Source organism: Gottfriedia sp. NPDC056225 (assembly GCF_042267765.1).
In the GTDB taxonomy this organism is placed as follows: domain Bacteria; phylum Bacillota; class Bacilli; order Bacillales; family Bacillaceae_G; genus Gottfriedia.
The window spans coordinates 76742-93729 of sequence record NZ_JBHJTJ010000010.1; the positions used below are offsets into that span (position 1 = coordinate 76742).

General features: G+C 33.9%; 13 protein-coding genes. 4 read left to right on the forward strand and 9 right to left on the reverse strand.

What is annotated here, in order from left to right:
* Positions 1-9 precede the first annotated feature (9 nt).
* From ACFCYN_RS09380 to dnaE, 8 genes are all read right to left on the reverse strand, one after another.
* Positions 10-2781, reverse strand: coding sequence for an Ig-like domain-containing protein (locus ACFCYN_RS09380; RefSeq protein ID WP_375948918.1), 2772 nt, complete (start codon positions 2779-2781; stop codon positions 10-12).
* Positions 2782-2970: 189 nt separating this feature from the next.
* Positions 2971-3366 carry an FxsA family protein gene (locus ACFCYN_RS09385; RefSeq protein ID WP_172447264.1) on the reverse strand — a complete coding sequence of 132 codons (396 nt, stop codon included), beginning with the start codon at positions 3364-3366 and terminating at the stop codon, positions 2971-2973.
* 125 nt (positions 3367-3491) lie between these two features.
* Entirely contained in the window at positions 3492-5246 is a 1755-nt protein-coding gene (pyk, locus tag ACFCYN_RS09390; protein WP_172447263.1) for a pyruvate kinase, read from the reverse strand.
* Positions 5247-5322: 76 nt separating this feature from the next.
* Positions 5323-6282, reverse strand: coding sequence for a 6-phosphofructokinase (gene pfkA, locus ACFCYN_RS09395; RefSeq protein ID WP_172447262.1), 960 nt, complete (start codon positions 6280-6282; stop codon positions 5323-5325).
* 252 nt (positions 6283-6534) lie between these two features.
* Positions 6535-7485: an acetyl-CoA carboxylase carboxyl transferase subunit alpha gene (gene accA, locus ACFCYN_RS09400; protein ID WP_216854007.1), complete on the reverse strand. Its 951-nt coding sequence runs from the start codon at positions 7483-7485 to the stop codon at positions 6535-6537.
* The gene (accD, locus tag ACFCYN_RS09405) at positions 7485-8285 is read right to left on the reverse strand and encodes an acetyl-CoA carboxylase, carboxyltransferase subunit beta (protein WP_172447803.1); all 801 of its coding nucleotides are present in this window, start codon (positions 8283-8285) and stop codon (positions 7485-7487) included. Before accD ends, accA begins: the two co-directional genes overlap by 1 nt.
* A 371-nt stretch (positions 8286-8656) precedes the next feature.
* Positions 8657-9889: an NADP-dependent malic enzyme gene (ystJ, locus tag ACFCYN_RS09410; protein WP_375948921.1), complete on the reverse strand. Its 1233-nt coding sequence runs from the start codon at positions 9887-9889 to the stop codon at positions 8657-8659.
* 133 nt (positions 9890-10022) lie between these two features.
* Entirely contained in the window at positions 10023-13367 is a 3345-nt protein-coding gene (dnaE, locus tag ACFCYN_RS09415; protein ID WP_375948923.1) for a DNA polymerase III subunit alpha, read from the reverse strand.
* Between the two features lie 224 nt (positions 13368-13591).
* On the opposite strand from dnaE, the gene ytrH reads away from it, so the two are divergent.
* Positions 13592-13927, forward strand: a complete 336-nt coding sequence (gene ytrH, locus ACFCYN_RS09420) for a sporulation membrane protein YtrH (protein ID WP_306659816.1) — start codon at positions 13592-13594, stop codon at positions 13925-13927.
* The gene (ytrI, locus tag ACFCYN_RS09425) at positions 13927-14430 is read left to right on the forward strand and encodes a sporulation membrane protein YtrI (protein WP_172447260.1); all 504 of its coding nucleotides are present in this window, start codon (positions 13927-13929) and stop codon (positions 14428-14430) included. Before ytrH ends, ytrI begins: the two co-directional genes overlap by 1 nt.
* A gap of 47 nt (positions 14431-14477) precedes the next feature.
* On the opposite strand, the gene ACFCYN_RS09430 is transcribed toward ytrI, so the two are convergent.
* Positions 14478-15416 carry a DHH family phosphoesterase gene (locus ACFCYN_RS09430; protein WP_172447259.1) on the reverse strand — a complete coding sequence of 313 codons (939 nt, stop codon included), beginning with the start codon at positions 15414-15416 and terminating at the stop codon, positions 14478-14480.
* A 93-nt stretch (positions 15417-15509) separates the two neighbouring features.
* On the opposite strand from ACFCYN_RS09430, the gene ACFCYN_RS09435 reads away from it, so the two are divergent.
* Complete coding sequence (locus ACFCYN_RS09435; RefSeq protein WP_098119235.1) at positions 15510-15800, forward strand: YtpI family protein; 291 nt, start codon at positions 15510-15512, stop codon at positions 15798-15800.
* 107 nt (positions 15801-15907) lie between these two features.
* Positions 15908-16927, forward strand: coding sequence for a hypothetical protein (locus ACFCYN_RS09440; protein ID WP_375948927.1), 1020 nt, complete (start codon positions 15908-15910; stop codon positions 16925-16927).
* The last annotated feature ends 61 nt before the right edge of the window (positions 16928-16988 follow it).

A 16988-nucleotide genomic window follows, 5' to 3' on the forward strand; every position in this document is an offset into this window, starting at 1 on the left:
ATCTATTGATTAATAGACTGTAATTGATCTTGGTGCACTACTTTTAGCTTTCGTGTCCTTTGCTGTAATCGTCAGTTTCGTTCCCTTTTTTTGCTTCGGAATGCTAACCTTAAAGTCTCCATTACTGTTTGATTTTGCACTATATGAATGTGTTCCAATCTTTACAATAACAAGCGCATACTTTTCAGCTTTTCCTGTAACAGTTGTGGATGTATAACGAACAGCATTAACAATCGGAATATTCGGCGCTGCCCTTAATACAATAACCGTAGTTTTCGTACTAAGATTCCCACTCAAATCCTTTGCAGTAACATTTATTTTCCCTCCAATATTTTGAACAGGAATAGTAATTTTATAGTTTCCGTTGATATCTGCTTTTAAATTATATATTTTCGATCCAATTGTTACAGACACTAACACATACTTTTCTGTTTTACCTGCAAGATATGAAACGTTGTTGTAGACTTTATTAACGCTAGGTGGCTTAGGTGGCGTTACATCCTTTACTTTAATTATCACTTGTTTACTTGCTTCGCTACCATCCATGGACATAATTTTTATTTCTGTTCCGGCAGTCTGTTTTGGTATCGTGATTGAAAAAATTCCTTTCTCTGAAACGATTCCATTTCCTAGTATTGTGCCATTTTTATAAAGTACAACATTCGTTCCTGGTTTCGCACTTCCTGTGACCGTCGTAGACTGGTCAGTTATTTCATGAGGAACAGGAGTTGGTACTAGATTTTTCACATTTACTATTCGCTCAAAAGACGTGTTATTACCTGTTTCATCCTCTGCATCAACTTTTAGTTTGTACGCACCGTTTAAAAGTTTAGTTGTATCCCATTCTCCAAAATCAACGTTCGAACCTATGCCGCTTTTAATTGTGATCCATTTAGAAGGTGATTCACCAACACCAAAAGAAACACTATATGTTTTTAGTTGAAAGTCATTGATTGACCCCTTTAGAAGTACCGTTCCACTTATCAGTTGATTGTCAACCGGCGAAATAAGTGTGATTTGAGGTGACGTTCGATCTTCAATATTGATGGGAGTTGAAGCATAATCTCCAAAGTACCCATCATTTACATTAAACATTCGCCATTTCATAATAGAAGTTCCAATCGGCAGATCAGCTGGGAGGCGAAAATCAAAAGTTTTCGTATCTCCAGTGTTGATGAGATCCTTATCGTCTAATTCATTCACATATGTATCCGTTTTTAAAAGGAATCCTGCTGATTGACTCCATGGCTCTGTTCCAATATTTTTGAATACATACTGGACATAAGGGCTACTTCCCGCCTCCTGAACTTGAGGAGGGGAAGATAATCTGATTAGTTGAGCGTCAAACTTCTTTCGGGCTGTCACTGTAACTGGATTGGAATATGAAGAATAGTTATCTCCAAGATCCTCTACAGCCTTGACTGACACTTTATACGTAGCCCTTGGTGATAAATAACTTTCTGGGATGACAATACTGTTCGTTTGAGTGCTACCCACATAAACTGTACTACCTGTTTCCGTTGTTAGTTTCACATTATATTTTAGGGACCTTCGATCAGTTGACGGATTCCATGATAATGAAAAATTTGAAAATAGTTCATCAGTTGCGCTTATTCCATCAGGAATAGTTGGTGCCGTCGCATCAGGCATTATAACAGGTAAAATTTCAGTTGGCCGAGATTCTCCATATTCATTATAAGCCGTAACTTTAAAGTAATATGTATTTTCTTGGTGCTCTTTATCACCTTGCTTTTCATACAAATAACCCGGGGTATCAGATAAGTCAGTTCCTGAACCGTCTGTATGTAAACTAAAATCTCCACTGTCTATTTGTTCGGCTGTTGGCCAGACCTTTCGATCAATTGATTTCCAATTAGTTGAAGGTCCATCATAAATCATTTCAAAATCTTTTCCATTAAAAAGATAGAGCCTATACCCCTTTGCTCCTGTGACTTGGTACCAATTTAAATCTACTCTTACTTTTTTTGAGTTAGCCCCTAATGTACCTCTATTAGCTATATTTCCGAATCTTGGTTTTGGTGAATAACGAATTTTTAATACAGGCATTAGTGCTCTATTATCAGTTGCTTTTACAAAAGTATGAACACTTGATCCATCTGCAGCTAACGCTGTTTTCAGAGCTAAACCGTAATTCGCATCCGGATGTTCATACCAATCAAGCACAAGTTTCGAAACATCCCAATTATAAGTGCTTCCGCCAACTTGCATTGGTAAAGTTGTATTTGTAATTGAATCATTTTCTATAGTAGGTTTATTTTCCCATGTTACATCATTTGCTGACCAATCTTTTTGAATTTTATGGATCGAAAATTCTTTATTTGAATATAACCCACAGCTAGTACAAACTTCACTATTCATTACTTTTAGGCTTAGTGTTGCACTGATAAATAATGCACCATTTAAAGATGGAAGACCATCACCGAATTTAATAAAAGTTTCATATTGACCGTTTTCATCTCTACCTACTTTTACTTCATTCGAGAGAGAAGTATTTTTTGTTGGCTCTGCTTCTGATACATATGAAATAGTACCTTGACTAGTGTCAGCAGTCGACTGCTTCATTACCCATTTTAAAGTGATAGGATCTTGTTCGTATAGCGAATACGGATGCATTTCAATCGTCTTAGAAAGATCCGTGTTCAAGAAAACTTGAGAAAATTCATCACCTGAGAAATCAGATGAGTCCGCCTCAATTTTTGACGGTAGTAGCGAAAAAAGAATACTAGATACTATACATGCTGAAATTATTTTTTTAAACATCGTTACCTCCGCTCTAAATGATACTTTTAATCACACGATTCAAATTTTATCATAAATTGAAGGAAAAAATTGGTTTAAATTACGTTTCCCTAATAAAAGGATTCTATTTAAATTTAAAAAAATGTTTTAAACACAAAAAAAGATAGGGAATCTTTATGATCCCTATCTTTCGCTTATGGTTAATATTTACTATTTTTTTATAAATCCAGTCCAAACAACATTACCTTTAAACTTCTTCATTACAAAATAAAGAAGTCGTTGAACAAATATAATTCTAATTGGTTTAATTAACAATATTATCGCCAATAAATCTGTGATTGGTCCCGGAATAAAAAATAGGAGACCGATTAGAAAAAAGGATAATCCTTCTATCATGAGTAAATCTGGCATTTTGCCTGCCCGAAGCTGTTCCCCGGCTTGTTGTTTCACTGTAACCCAAACGCTTCGCATGATATAAATACCAATTAAAAATGTACCGATCAACCATAGGAATACTGTTAAGGAACCAATAAATCTCCCAAGTATTGTTAAAAAGAATAAATCTATTATTGGGATTAACAATAGCCATCCAACCAATTTCTTCATGATAGTTCACCTCTTACTAAGAATATAAATAAACCGTTTAACTAAATTATGTTAAAACTACAGTCTTTTTTAAACAAAATCAAAAAATAAAGAGAAGGTAACTTCGTCCTTCTCTTTATTATATATTAAAATATGCTCTTATGTCCTGTACTAACAATTCCTCTTGAAGCATCTACTGTAACAGCTTGACCGTTTACTAAGATGTTTGTTGCATTATCAACTCCAACAATTACTGGAATTCCTAAGCTTACACCAACTACTGCAGCATGACTAGTTAATCCGCCTTCTTCAGTAATGATCGCTGCAGCTCTTTCAATTGCTGGCATCATGTCTTTATCTGTGCTATTTGTTACAAGGATACTTCCTGGTGTAACTTTAGAAACAGCTTCTTCACCTGATTTTGCGATAACAACTTTTCCTGCAGCAGTTTTACGACCAATTCCTTGACCTTGAGCTATTACAGCTCCCACTACATGTATTTTCATCATATTTGTCATTCCTGTTTCACCAACTGGTAATCCAGCAGTAATGATGACAGTGTCACCGTTTGAAACGAATTTAGCGTCTTGAGCTGCTTCCATTGCATGTTGTAACATTTCGTCAGTAGAATTTGCTCTTTCTCTATATTCAGTTTGAACACCCCAAACTAAAGTTAAACGACGGCAAATACGAATATCAGAAGTAATTGCTAAGATTGGAGCCTTTGGACGATATTTCGAAATCATTTTCGCAGTATGTCCACTCTCTGTTGGAGCAATAATTGCAGCAACTTTTAAGTTTAATGCCGTTGCAGCAACAGATTGGCCAATTGCATCTGTGATTGTTCCTTTATTTTCTCTTTGGCGCTTTTTAAATAATTCTTCGTATTGTAAGCTTTTTTCAATTCGAAGTGCAATAGAGTTCATCATTGAAACAGACTCAACTGGGTACGTACCTGCAGCAGTTTCACCTGATAACATAATTGCATCCGTTCCATCAAGAATTGCATTCGCTACGTCACTTGCTTCCGCTCGTGTAGGACGTGGATTACGTTGCATTGAATCTAACATTTGAGTAGCAGTAATAACTGGTTTGCCTAAATTATTACATTTTTTAATTAATAGCTTTTGAACGATCGGTACTTCTTCTGGTGGAATCTCTACGCCCATATCACCACGTGCAACCATTAAACCATCAGATACATCAAGAATTTCATCGATATTATCAATACCTTCTTGGTTTTCGATTTTTGGGATAATTTGAATATAATCAGCATTATGTTTTCCTAAAAGCTCACGAATTTCAAGTACATCAGAAGCTTTACGTACAAATGATGCTGCAATAAAATCAACCTTTTGCTCAATACCGAATTCAATATCACTAATATCTTTTTCCGTAATACCTGGTAGGTTAACACGTACATTTGGTACGTTTACACCTTTTTTATTTTTTACTAAACCGCTATTTAAAATTTTAGTACGAATATCTTTTCCTTCAATACCGATTACTTCTAATCCTATTAAGCCATCATCGATTAAAATTCTTGATCCAATACGTACGTCGTCAATTAATCCTTCATAAGATACTGCAAATTTTTCTGCTGTACCTACTACTGGGTCAGTCGTAATGATTACTTCATTTCCAGTTTTTAATTCAGCTTGGCCACTCTCAAAATCTAAAGTACGAATTTCAGGACCTTTTGTATCTAAAAGAATTGCTACAGTTCTCCCAGTTTTCTCTGAAGCTTCGCGAATACTTGTAATTCTTGCTGCATGCTCTTCATGAGAACCATGTGAGAAATTTAAACGTGCTACATTCATCCCGGCATTAATTAACTCTACTAACTTTTCTACCGATTCACTAGCAGGACCAATCGTACAAACTATTTTTGTTTTACGCATTTTTTACCCTCCAAATTTATATAAAACTCTCAAAACTATTTTTATGAAATCGATTGCTCAATTAAATCTAATTAAATTAAATTGAAAGCTCTTGAGATAATTGATACATATCTTGATCAAGCTCATGCTTTTTAGATAATGCCTCGATAATATCATGATCAACTAGCTTATTATTTTGGATACCGACACAACGTCCACCTTTGCCTTCCATAAGAAGTTCTACGGCTTTTGCTCCTAAACGACTTGCTAGAACTCGATCCGCAGCGCTTGGTGAACCACCACGTTGAACATGTCCTAAAACTGTTACACGCGTATCAAAGTTAGTTCGCTCTTGTATTACTTTACCAATCTCAATTGCACTTCCAACACCTTCTGCAACTACAATGATACTATGTTTTTTACCACGCTCACTACCGCGGTTTAATTTACTGATAATATCATCCATATCATAATCACATTCAGGTATTAAAATCGTTTCTGCTCCATCAGCTAAACCTGCCCATAAAGCAATATCCCCTGCATTACGTCCCATTACTTCAATTACATATGTACGTTCATGTGATGTTGCTGTATCACGAATTTTATCAATCGCATCAATAACAGTATTTAAAGCTGTATCGAAACCAATTGTAAAATCAGTGCCTGGAATATCATTATCAATCGTACCTGGAACACCAACACAAGGATAACCATGTTCAGTCAGTTTTTTTGCACCTTGATATGAACCATCTCCACCAATAACAACTAAACCTTCAATTCCAAACTTTTTCAGCTGTTCGATTCCTTTCATTTGTCCCTCTACTGTTTTAAACTCTGGACAACGTGCACTAAGTAATTTAGTCCCACCACGGTGAATAATATCACCTACAGAACCTAATTCAAGCTTTTCAATATTTCCATTAATAAGACCAGAATAACCTTGATATACACCATACACTTCTAAGCCATGGAAAATCGCTTTCCTTACAACTGCACGAACTGCAGCGTTCATTCCTGGAGAGTCTCCTCCACTAGTTAATACGCCAATTCTTTTCATTATGTATTCACCTCAATGATTTTACCTTATGCTTTTATTCATTTAAATAAAGTACCATGTAATACATTTTTAAACAATAGAAATAATGTGAACTTTTTCATAAACTTTTTTTAATGAATGTAACACTTGTAAAAAGTATGACGATAGCCTTTATACATATTGCTATTTTTTACTAATTTCTAAAAATAATACAAAAAAGAGCATGCTAACATATTGTTTCACACACTCTAGAAGTTAAACTAAATAATATTGTTAAAAAGAAATTTGTCCTAACTTTGCGTGTTTTTCATATCGTTGTTGAACTAATTCTTCTTTATCCATAGTTAGTAAAGACTTTAATGTCTCATATAAATACTTATCGATATATTTTGCCTGTTGTTCAACATCATTTTGCGCTCCGCCTTTTACTTCAGGAATAATTTGGTCCACTACCCCTAATTCTAATAAGTCTGGAGCTGTAATTTTCATCGTTTCTGCAGCTCTACGTGCTTGTGAAGCATCCTTCCATAGAAGTGCTGCTGCACCTTCAGGTGAAATAACAGAGTAAGTCGAGTTTTCTAACATCAGTAACTTATTACCGATACCTAGTGCTAGAGCACCTCCACTACCGCCTTCACCAATTACAATACAAATAGTAGGTACTTTTAAACCTGCCATTTCAAAAATATTTCGAGCAATTGCTTCGCTTTGTCCTCGCTCTTCGGCTGCTTTACCTGGATAAGCACCTTTTGTATCAATAAATGCAATAATCGGTCTATTAAATTTCTCTGCTTGCTTCATTAAACGAAGTGCTTTTCGGTATCCTTCAGGATGGGGCATACCAAAATTTCGTTTAATATTCTCTTTTGTATCTTTACCACGTTGATGTCCAATAACAGTAACTGGTAATCCGCGATATGACGCAATACCAGATACGATTGCTGCGTCATCACCAAATAATCGATCACCATGGCATTCGAAGAAATCATTAAATAGTCTATCTATATAATCTAATGTAGTTGGTCGTTCTGGATGTCTAGCAACTTGTACACGATCCCAAACTCCCATGTTACCATAAATTTCGTTTTCTAAAGTTTTTAAACGTTCTTCTAAACGTTTGATTTCCTCAGAAAAATCAACATCATGTTGACTTGTATAAACTTTTAATTCGTCTATTTTCGTCTTAAGTTCATGAATCGGTTTTTCGAATTCTAACATAACCACTATTGCAAGACACCCCCTTGATGTAAATTAAGGATTGTAAATAATTTTGATCGTAATTCTAACCGTGAAATTACTGCATCAAGCTGACCATGATTTAACAGGAATTCAGCTGTTTGGAAATCCTCAGGTAATTCTTCACGAATTGTTTGCTCGATAATACGTCTACCAGCAAATCCAATTAACGCACCAGGCTCAGCAAAGTTAAAATCGCCTAATGATGCAAAGCTAGCAGATACTCCACCAGTTGTAGGATTTGTCATTATCGAAATTGCTAAATAGCCTAACTCGCTATGCTTTTTAAGTGCCGCACTTGTTTTTGCCATTTGCATTAAGCTTAAGATACCCTCTTGCATTCGAGCTCCACCAGATGCAGTAAAGATAATAAACGAACACCCATCAGCAGAAGCGCGTTCAACCGCACGAGTTATTTTCTCTCCTACAACAGATCCCATGCTACCCATACGGAATCTTGCATCCATAACTGCTATGACAACAGGAATTCCGTCGATGTTTCCTTTTCCTGTAACAATAGCCTCATTGAGCTCTGTTTTTTTACGATCCCCTTCAAGCTTTTCGATATAATCCGGGAAGTTTAAAGGATTCGCAGAAATCATATCTTTATCAAATTCTTCAAATGTGTCAGCATCAATTAAGCTTTCGATTCGCTCATATGCTGTCATTTGATGGTGATAACCACAACTATTACAAACTTTTAGGTTTTTTATTAATTCTTTTGTAATGCTTATTTTTTTACATTTAGGACATTTTGTCATAACACCATCAGGTAAATCTTGTCTCATTACTTCTGAAGGTATAGATGCATATTTTTTCTTTTTGGAAAATAAGTCTTTGATTTGCAACCTAATTCCTCCTAACTTTTTTAGTACTAAATACTAATAGGATACTATAAATGTTATACACTTTTTGTTAACATTTGTCGATAAAATTCAGCTTAATTTCATCATTCCTATTATTTATTTAACTTAAAAATTATAAAATGTCTTCAAAAAATATATTATACAATTTTTTTAAAAACCCTTTAATTTCAACAAACTTTGCGCTTTTTTTACCACATCTAAATATTATAGCAGATAAAAAAGGATAGTACTACATTACTTAATTTTAGTACTGTAATACTATCCCCTTTAATATTGTTATCTGGTAATAAATGTTATTTAATTAAAGCAAGTTTTTTTGTTTTTTCTTCAATTTCCTTTGGGTCAACATTCATACGAGCAACCCCTGTTTCCATTGCAGCTTTTGCAACACTAGCAGCTACTTTTGGCGCTACGCGTGCATCAAATGGAGCTGGGATAATAAAATCAGGTGATAGTTCAGATTCACTTACTAAGCTTGCGATTGCATGTACTGCAGCAATTTTCATTTCTTCATTAATATGTGTAGCACGAACATCTAACGCTCCACGGAAAATCCCTGGGAATGCAAGGACATTATTTACTTGGTTAGGATAATCACTTCGACCAGTACCAATGACTAAGGCTCCAGCTTCTTTTGCATCTTCAGGCATAATTTCTGGATCAGGGTTAGCCATTGCAAAAATAATTGGATTTTCATTCATTGAACGAACCATCTCTTGTGTAACCGCACCTTTTACAGAAACGCCAATAAATACGTCCGCTCCTTCAATTACCTCTTTAAGACTACCTTGAATTTTATCTTTATTTGTATATTTCGCAACTTCATTTTTAACACTATTCATACCACTTGGACGACCTTCGTAAATCGCTCCTTTAGTATCACACATGATAATTTGGCGTACACCAAATCGATACAATAATTTTAATATAGCAATACCTGCAGCACCTGCTCCATTTAGAACAACTTTAATATCCGCCATATTTTTATTAACTATTTTTAAAGCATTAACTAAACCTGCAAGTGTAACGATTGCTGTTCCATGTTGATCATCATGGAAGATTGGAATATTTGTTTCACGCTTTAAGCGTTCCTCTATAATAAAGCAGTTTGGAGCTGCAATATCTTCTAAATTTATTCCACCAAATGTAGGCTCTAATAATTTAACTGTTTGAATGATTAGCTCTACATCTTGCGTATTTAAACAGATTGGAAATGCATCAACACCGGCAAAACTTTTAAATAGCGCAGCTTTCCCTTCCATAACAGGTAATGCAGCCTCTGGACCGATATTGCCTAATCCAAGAACGGCAGAACCATCAGAAACGACACCAACCATATTACCTTTCATCGTGTATTCATACACTCTGCTTTTTTCTTCGTAAATTTCTTTACATGGCTCGGCAACACCTGGTGAGTACGCTAAACTTAGTTCTTTAGCATTCGTAACTGGTACCTTAGAAACCGTTTCTAATTTACCTTGGTGTACTCTATGCATATGTAATGCTTCTTCACTTAATAATGACAAACTATTCACTCTCCCTAATGTCGACGAGTTGACTTTTCAACTGTATACTTCTCAGTTATTTCTCTTTTAAATGACAATGTAAATTTTTTTGAAATACATCATGTTTATAATAAATGATTTTGAAGAAGAATGTCTATTTCTTTAGTACAACATTAGCATCTCCTACAATATTTTTTAGCGCTGAAAGACAAGCTACTGAAGGATTTACATAATATTGTTCAGATAATTGAACTGCCTTTTTTTCTTCATCGTAATAAAGAACTACCTTCGTATGTCCTTTAAATTTAGCGATTGCTTGTTGTATTGTGTAAGAAATATTTTTATTAGTATGTCCCGTTATTTTAATAAATAAAGTATACTCTTTCTGCTCATTTCTTTCTTCCATCTCTTCAATCGAAAGTACTTCATTTATGATTAATTGCTTTCTTTCATCCCGTTCATCGATTTTTGCTTTTACGACTACTACTTCTTTTTCTTTTAATTTGTGGCGGTACTTTTCAAAGGTAGTTGGAAACACGACTGCATCGATTGAAGTACTTAAATCTTCTACTTCTAAAAAAGCCATATGCTGTTGTTTTTTTGTTTTTGTAATGCGTAAATCCTTAATATAGACAAACAATAAATGCTCCGAATCCTTTTTCATCAAAATTGATGAAATGGTGGAAGTCCCACTTTCAATATGCAATTTCTCATATTGGCTAATTGGATGACCTGTTAAATACGTACCTAATGCTTGTTTTTCCAATTCAAGCTTGATTGAAATTTTCATTGGATCGACTCTAATAATTTCAGGTTTTGGAACAAAATCTTCATCTAGAAATAAGTCAAATTGATCTTCATTTTCAGGTCTTACGATATCCACATAATCAAAAATAATATCGATATTAGCTAATAAAGTTGCGCGATCAAGATTAAACTCATCGAAGCATCCTGCAAAAATCAAATTTTCAATACTCTTTCGGTTTAATGCTTTTGGAGATATTTTAATACATACATCAAAAAAATCTTTATACGGACGTTTCTGTAGAATTTCTCTTACAGTAGCCATACCAATATTTTTAATTGCCAACAAACTAAATCGAATCCCATTCCCTTCAACGACAAATGCATACTGACTTTTATTAATGGAAGGCGGGTAAATTGGAATCCCTTTTAATTTCGCTTCACCAATATAATTCGATACTTTTTCTTCACTTCCTATAAAGCTTGATAAAAGTGCAACATAAAATTGAAGTGGAAAATTCGCCTTTAAATAGGCTAATTGATAAGCAATCATACTATAAGCTACAGCGTGACTTCTGTTAAAACCATAATTAGCAAATTGAACAATTAAATCGTATACTTCATTTGCAACTTGCTCATCATAACCTTTAGAAATTGCACCTTCTACAAAATGAATTCTTTCTTCATCTAAAACTTCCTTCTTCTTTTTACTAACTGCTCTGCGAAGTAAATCAGCTTCACTTAAAGTAAATCCTGAAAGAGTGGAAGCAATTTGCATGATTTGTTCTTGATAAACGATTACTCCATAAGTTGGTTCTAATATTTTTTCTAAAACTGGATGAGGGTATGTCACCTTCTCCAATCCATGCTTATATTGAATAAACTTTGGAATTTGTTCCATCGGACCTGGACGATAAAGTGCGTTAACAGCAACTATATCTTCAAACTGATTTGGCTGTAATTGCTGTAATACTCTTCTCATCCCTGATGATTCTAGCTGAAAAACACCTGAAGTATCCCCTTTACTTAGGATTTCAAATGTTTTTTGATCTTCTAATGGAATCTCTTCCAATTTAATTAAATCGCCCTTTGTTTCGTAAATTAATCGACAGACCTCTTCTAATAAACTTAAGTTTCGAAGTCCAAGGAAGTCCATCTTTACTAATCCTAGCTCTTCAAGTATTTCAGCAGGATATTGTGTTAAAAACACCCCGTGATTCCCCTCTTGTAGCGGGACAACATTTGTTAACGGAAGCTCGGAAATAATGACACCTGCTGCGTGAATACTTGTATGTCGTGGTAAACCTTCAACACGACATGCTACTTCGAAAATTCGTTTATGAATACCGGAATGTTCTACGTGGCTATTAAATGCTTTTGATTGTTCGTAAACATCTTTTAATGTAATCCCTAGCGTTGAAGGAATTAGTTTAGAATACCGGTCGATCTCTGATGGCGCTAGTCCCATTACCCTTGCAATATCTCTAATTGCTGCTTTTGCACCTAAAGTTCCAAACGTAATAATTTGTGCAACATGAACATCACCATATTTTGATGCTACATAATCAATCATTTCATCACGTCGATGATCTGGGAAGTCAATATCAATATCGGGCATCGTAATTCTTTCTTCATTTAAAAATCGTTCGAAAAGTAAATTATAATGAATTGGATCGACATTTGTAATCTTTAAAACGTATGCTACTAATGATCCAGCTGCAGAACCACGTCCTGGTCCAACCGCAATTCCTTGTTCATGTGCATATTTTATAAAATCCCAAACAATGAGGAAATAATCATTGAATCCCATCTTATTGATCGTGTTTAATTCAAAGTCTAATCTATGCTTAAGTTCATCTTTCATTTCACCGTAACGTTCAATTAGCCCTTTTTCACAAACAATTTTTAAATATTCAACTGTTGAATATTCCTCAGGGACTGGATATTTAGGCAATAGAGGTTGATGAAATGGAATTGTTAAATCGCATAAATCTGCAATATGTAAAGTGTTTTGAAAGGATTCCTCTTCATCCACAAACAAACTTAACAATTCAGTTTTAGTTTTATAATAATATTCACTCGAATATAGTCTTGGCCTTGATTCATCCGATAACTTCGTACCGTTTTTAACGGAAAATAATGCATCTTGAATAAGTGCATCATCTTTTTCAATATATCGAACATCATTTGTAATCACTAGCTTTATATTTGTCTCTTTTTGGAGTTGCTTTATTAATGGATACAGAGCTCGATTTTCAGGTAATCCGTGATCTTGAATACTTACGTAAAAGTGATTGAAAATTGTTTGATACTCTTTTAGATGCAAGGTAGCTCTTTCAATCTCACCATTTAAAAGTAAGTTTTCAATTTCACCTTCTAAACCTGGGGTAATTGCGATTACTCCGCTACTATATGCTGATAACCATTTTTTAGGAATTCCTCGTGGTGATTTTGTTCCAATAATACTTGTCAGTTTTAAAAGATTTTGATAACCAGTCAAATCTTTAGCTAGTAAAACCATCGGATAAGACTGCTGTTCATCCATTAAAATCGAAAGCTTTACCCCTACAATAGGTTTAATTCCTGCTTTTTGACACGCATGATAAAAAGGAATTACACCGTACATGACATTTTCATCTGCAATTGCAAGCGCAGGATGTCCTTTTTTTACAGCAGCGTTTATTAATTCATCTATTTTACATGCGCTTTGTAATAAGCTATAAGAACTTTGAACTTGCAAATGAACAAAACTCATCTACATCCTCCTTACCATCTTTTATTAGATTCTTACTTATACTTATTTAGCAACGATTTATTCGAAACCAACAGTTTAATATATTCTATTCTATCACAAAATGCGAACTTACATTCTATTTTTGTTCGTAAATATTAAAACAAATCTTTTATTATAAACTTACTTTAATACTCATCATACACATCACACTTTGTCCATATATATTATTGAAGGAGTGAGGACAAGTGGAGCTTAAGTTGCCTTTTATACCGGCGTTAATTTCAATGTACTTTATTTCACTAGGAATAATAATCGGTGGATCCATAATTGGTTCAATTGGATACTATGTGATCGGTCAGCCACCGCTTAGTAGCATGTATGACTTATCAATGAAACTACGAATTTGGGCAATAGTTGGGGCGATTGGTGGAACATTTGACACTTTTTATAGTTTTGAAAAAGGACTATTTGAGGGTGAAACAATTGAATTCATTAAACAAATTTTCATGATTATCGCTGCTATGGGAGGCACTCATACTGGTACAATCCTTATCCAATGGTTTACAGGAGAACATGTTTAATGAAAGCTCCTCCAGAACGCCTTTCTCAAGCATGGGCAAAATTTTTTGTAGGCATATTTTTCGGATTTATTATTAGTTGGCTTGTCTTTATCTATATGTATGGTGTAACAGAAGAAGAGCAGGTTAAACAAATATCTGAATTGAAAATGCTCAATAATGAATATTTAAGAGATAAAAATATATTCTTTGAAAATATGGAGCGAATGAACAAAGAAAACAAACGAAAATTAACAGTACAAGAAATCAAAGTTACAATTTTAAATTCCAAACAATACAATTTAAATGAATTTACCACTCTTCAACTTGTTAATGATGTAAAGAATGACTTAAGTAATTTACTTACCCAAGATATAAAAAGCGTTTCTCAAAATAGAGAATTATTAAGGCGAGCAATCGAAAATAAAGTTTATATTAAAGACGATCGACGATTTAAACTTGAAATTGATACGATATACTTTGATACTGTGTTAGAAATTACATTAAAAATAAAGAGTACAAAATAAATGAGAGGCTATTCGTAACGATGAGCCTCTCATTTTATTTTTTAATCTTACTTCTCTTCTTTACAAACCTTTTGAAGTTCTTCAACAACTTTTTCTGTTTCTTCCCACGAGAAGACTTTTGCTCCAGATGCAAGCGGATGCCCACCACCATTAAACATAGCAGCTACTCCATTTATAACTGGACCTTTAGAACGAAGACGTACTCGAATTAAATCATCTTCCTCTAAAAATATTACCCAAGCTTTTACGCCCTTTATATGGCCAAGCGAACTTACTGCTAATGAAGCTTGCTCAGAGGTTACATTATATTCTTCCATTAGAGCCTTCGTCATATTTATATGACCGACACCCTCTTCAGTAAGTTTGAAATTTTGAAGAACATATCCATTTAAATGAGCCATCTCAATTGATGTCTCGTACATATTGTCATAAATTTCGTTTATTGAAAAATCCTTCTTAATTAAATTGCTAGCGGCATGAAAAGTTCTTTCGGTCGTACTTGGAAATAGAAATCTGCCTGTATCTCCAATGATTCCTGCATAAATTAATCTTGCAACTTGGTCTGTAATGACTAATTGCTCATTACTACTCTCAGCAAGCTCAAATATCAACTCACTTGTTGAGCTAGCAGTTGTATCAACATGCATAATATCACCATATGGATCTACATTCGGATGATGATCAATTTTAATAAGTTTCTTTCCATTAGTATACCTAGCATCATCTACTCGCTCGGTATTTGCTGTGTCGCACACAATAACAAGAGCATCATCATATACTTCGTCTGCAATTACATCCATTTTATGTAAATACTCTAGCGATTGTGGTAATTCTCCTACTACATATACTTTTTTTGCAGGATAACTTGCTTTAATCATCTCTGCTAAACCGCACTGTGAACCAATTGCATCTGGGTCTGGACGAACATGACGATGAATAATGATCGTATCATATGAATGGATATCTTTTAATATTTGTTCTTTCAATGTTAAACTCTCCTTTATATGAAAACTTTTGAAATATAGTTTCTATGACTGTAAAATAGAATTATGTATTAGTTATTGAAAGGTGGAAGCTAAGTGGATAGCATCGCAACAGTCTTAATTATATCTTTTCTATTCTTCTTATTTTACGTTACCAAATTTTTCTTTACAAGCGAACTACTTACAAAAAAAATTGCTGGCTCGCGTGCAAGAATTACCTTTGGTTTATTCCTATTACTTTATGGTGTAAATCAAATGGTTAACAAGCTTGAGTTATTAACAATTTGCATTGGAATTGTGTTCATCATATTTGGTGCGGCAAATCTATATCGTGGATATTTACAAAATAAGCACTATAAAGCAATTGAAAATAAACAAACTGCTTAAAATTAAGTGCAATCAAACGTACAAGAGTGTAAACAATTACACGGGGGATCACTAGAAATACAAAGACTATAAGATAATAAAAGAAATCTAGAAGGTGCGAAAACAACATGATGACAGAAGAACTATTTTCATCGAAATTTGATGAACTTGTAGAATTATCACATTCTAGTACCAAGCTTCAAAAACTACTTTCTTTTGCGGAAGAATTAGAAAACCAAGAGGAATGGGGCTATCTATATTATGTCAACATGGAATTAGCAGAAACCGCTTTCTCTATCGGTGAAATAGATTTGTTCATTGATACCTTTTTGTGGTGCATAGATTTATATGAACAAAATGAAGAACGCATAGAGCAAGAACAAATCTTATGGTATTACAAATGGCTATTAGAAATTTTACCACATTCTCTCAGATTCTCTTTAGAAGATATTCAACAGTATTTCGAGGACTTTAAGAATCGTTTAGTGATTGCAAACTATTCTTTAAGACCCTATTTTCAAGCATTATATGTAATGAACTTATATTTAAATAAAATCGATCTTGCAGAACAAAACTATCAACTATTTAAAAAATCTCCAAGAGACGATTTAAGTAATTGTGAAAAATGTGAATTGTATGGTGATATGATTTATTTTCTAAAAACTAAAAATCTTCAAGAAGCGTTAACGATCCAAACTCAAATAATGAATAGCACAGTTGATTGTGACGAAGCAATTCATAAATCCTACTCAAAATTACTTCTGCCATTATTAGAAGTAAACAGAAAAGAAGAAGCACTATTCATTCAACAAAAAGCTTATTTTGTAACCTATAATCGTACAAAATACATTCCTGAATTAAGTGAGCAAATTATCTTTTTAACTCATTGTGATCCTGACAGAGCAATCGAATTGTTCTATAAACATGTAGATCTCTGTGACAATCTTTCAAATCTAGCATATAAATTTGAATTTTGGCTTGCAGCATTATTTATGGCGAAAAAATTAAACTTAAATGAGCAAGATTTTATTTATGATTTAGAAAAACTAGAGAAAATTGTCTATGACCTAGCGAAGGATTTTGATACTAGAAACGAAAACAATGAATTTGTTAATAGAGTTAACAAACTACTTTCAAACTTAAAATAAAAGATGATTAGGCAGGGGCTAGTTAGTTCTTGCCTTTTTCTAGTTTAGAAATACGAACAAA

Bases quoted from the DNA above. Each gene is read 5' to 3' on its own strand.
- ACFCYN_RS09380 (WP_375948918.1), bottom strand. From the start codon at position 2,781: ATGTTTAAAAAAATAATTTCAGCATGTATAGTATCTAGTATTCTTTTT.
- ACFCYN_RS09385 (WP_172447264.1), bottom strand. From the start codon at position 3,366: ATGAAGAAATTGGTTGGATGGCTATTGTTAATCCCAATAATAGATTTA.
- pyk (WP_172447263.1), bottom strand. From the start codon at position 5,246: ATGCGTAAAACAAAAATAGTTTGTACGATTGGTCCTGCTAGTGAATCG.
- pfkA (WP_172447262.1), bottom strand. From the start codon at position 6,282: ATGAAAAGAATTGGCGTATTAACTAGTGGAGGAGACTCTCCAGGAATG.
- accD (WP_172447803.1), bottom strand. From the start codon at position 8,285: ATGAGACAAGATTTACCTGATGGTGTTATGACAAAATGTCCTAAATGT.
- dnaE (WP_375948923.1), bottom strand. From the start codon at position 13,367: ATGAGTTTTGTTCATTTGCAAGTTCAAAGTTCTTATAGCTTATTACAA.
- ytrI (WP_172447260.1), top strand. From the start codon at position 13,927: ATGAAAGCTCCTCCAGAACGCCTTTCTCAAGCATGGGCAAAATTTTTT.
- ACFCYN_RS09440 (WP_375948927.1), top strand. From the start codon at position 15,908: ATGATGACAGAAGAACTATTTTCATCGAAATTTGATGAACTTGTAGAA.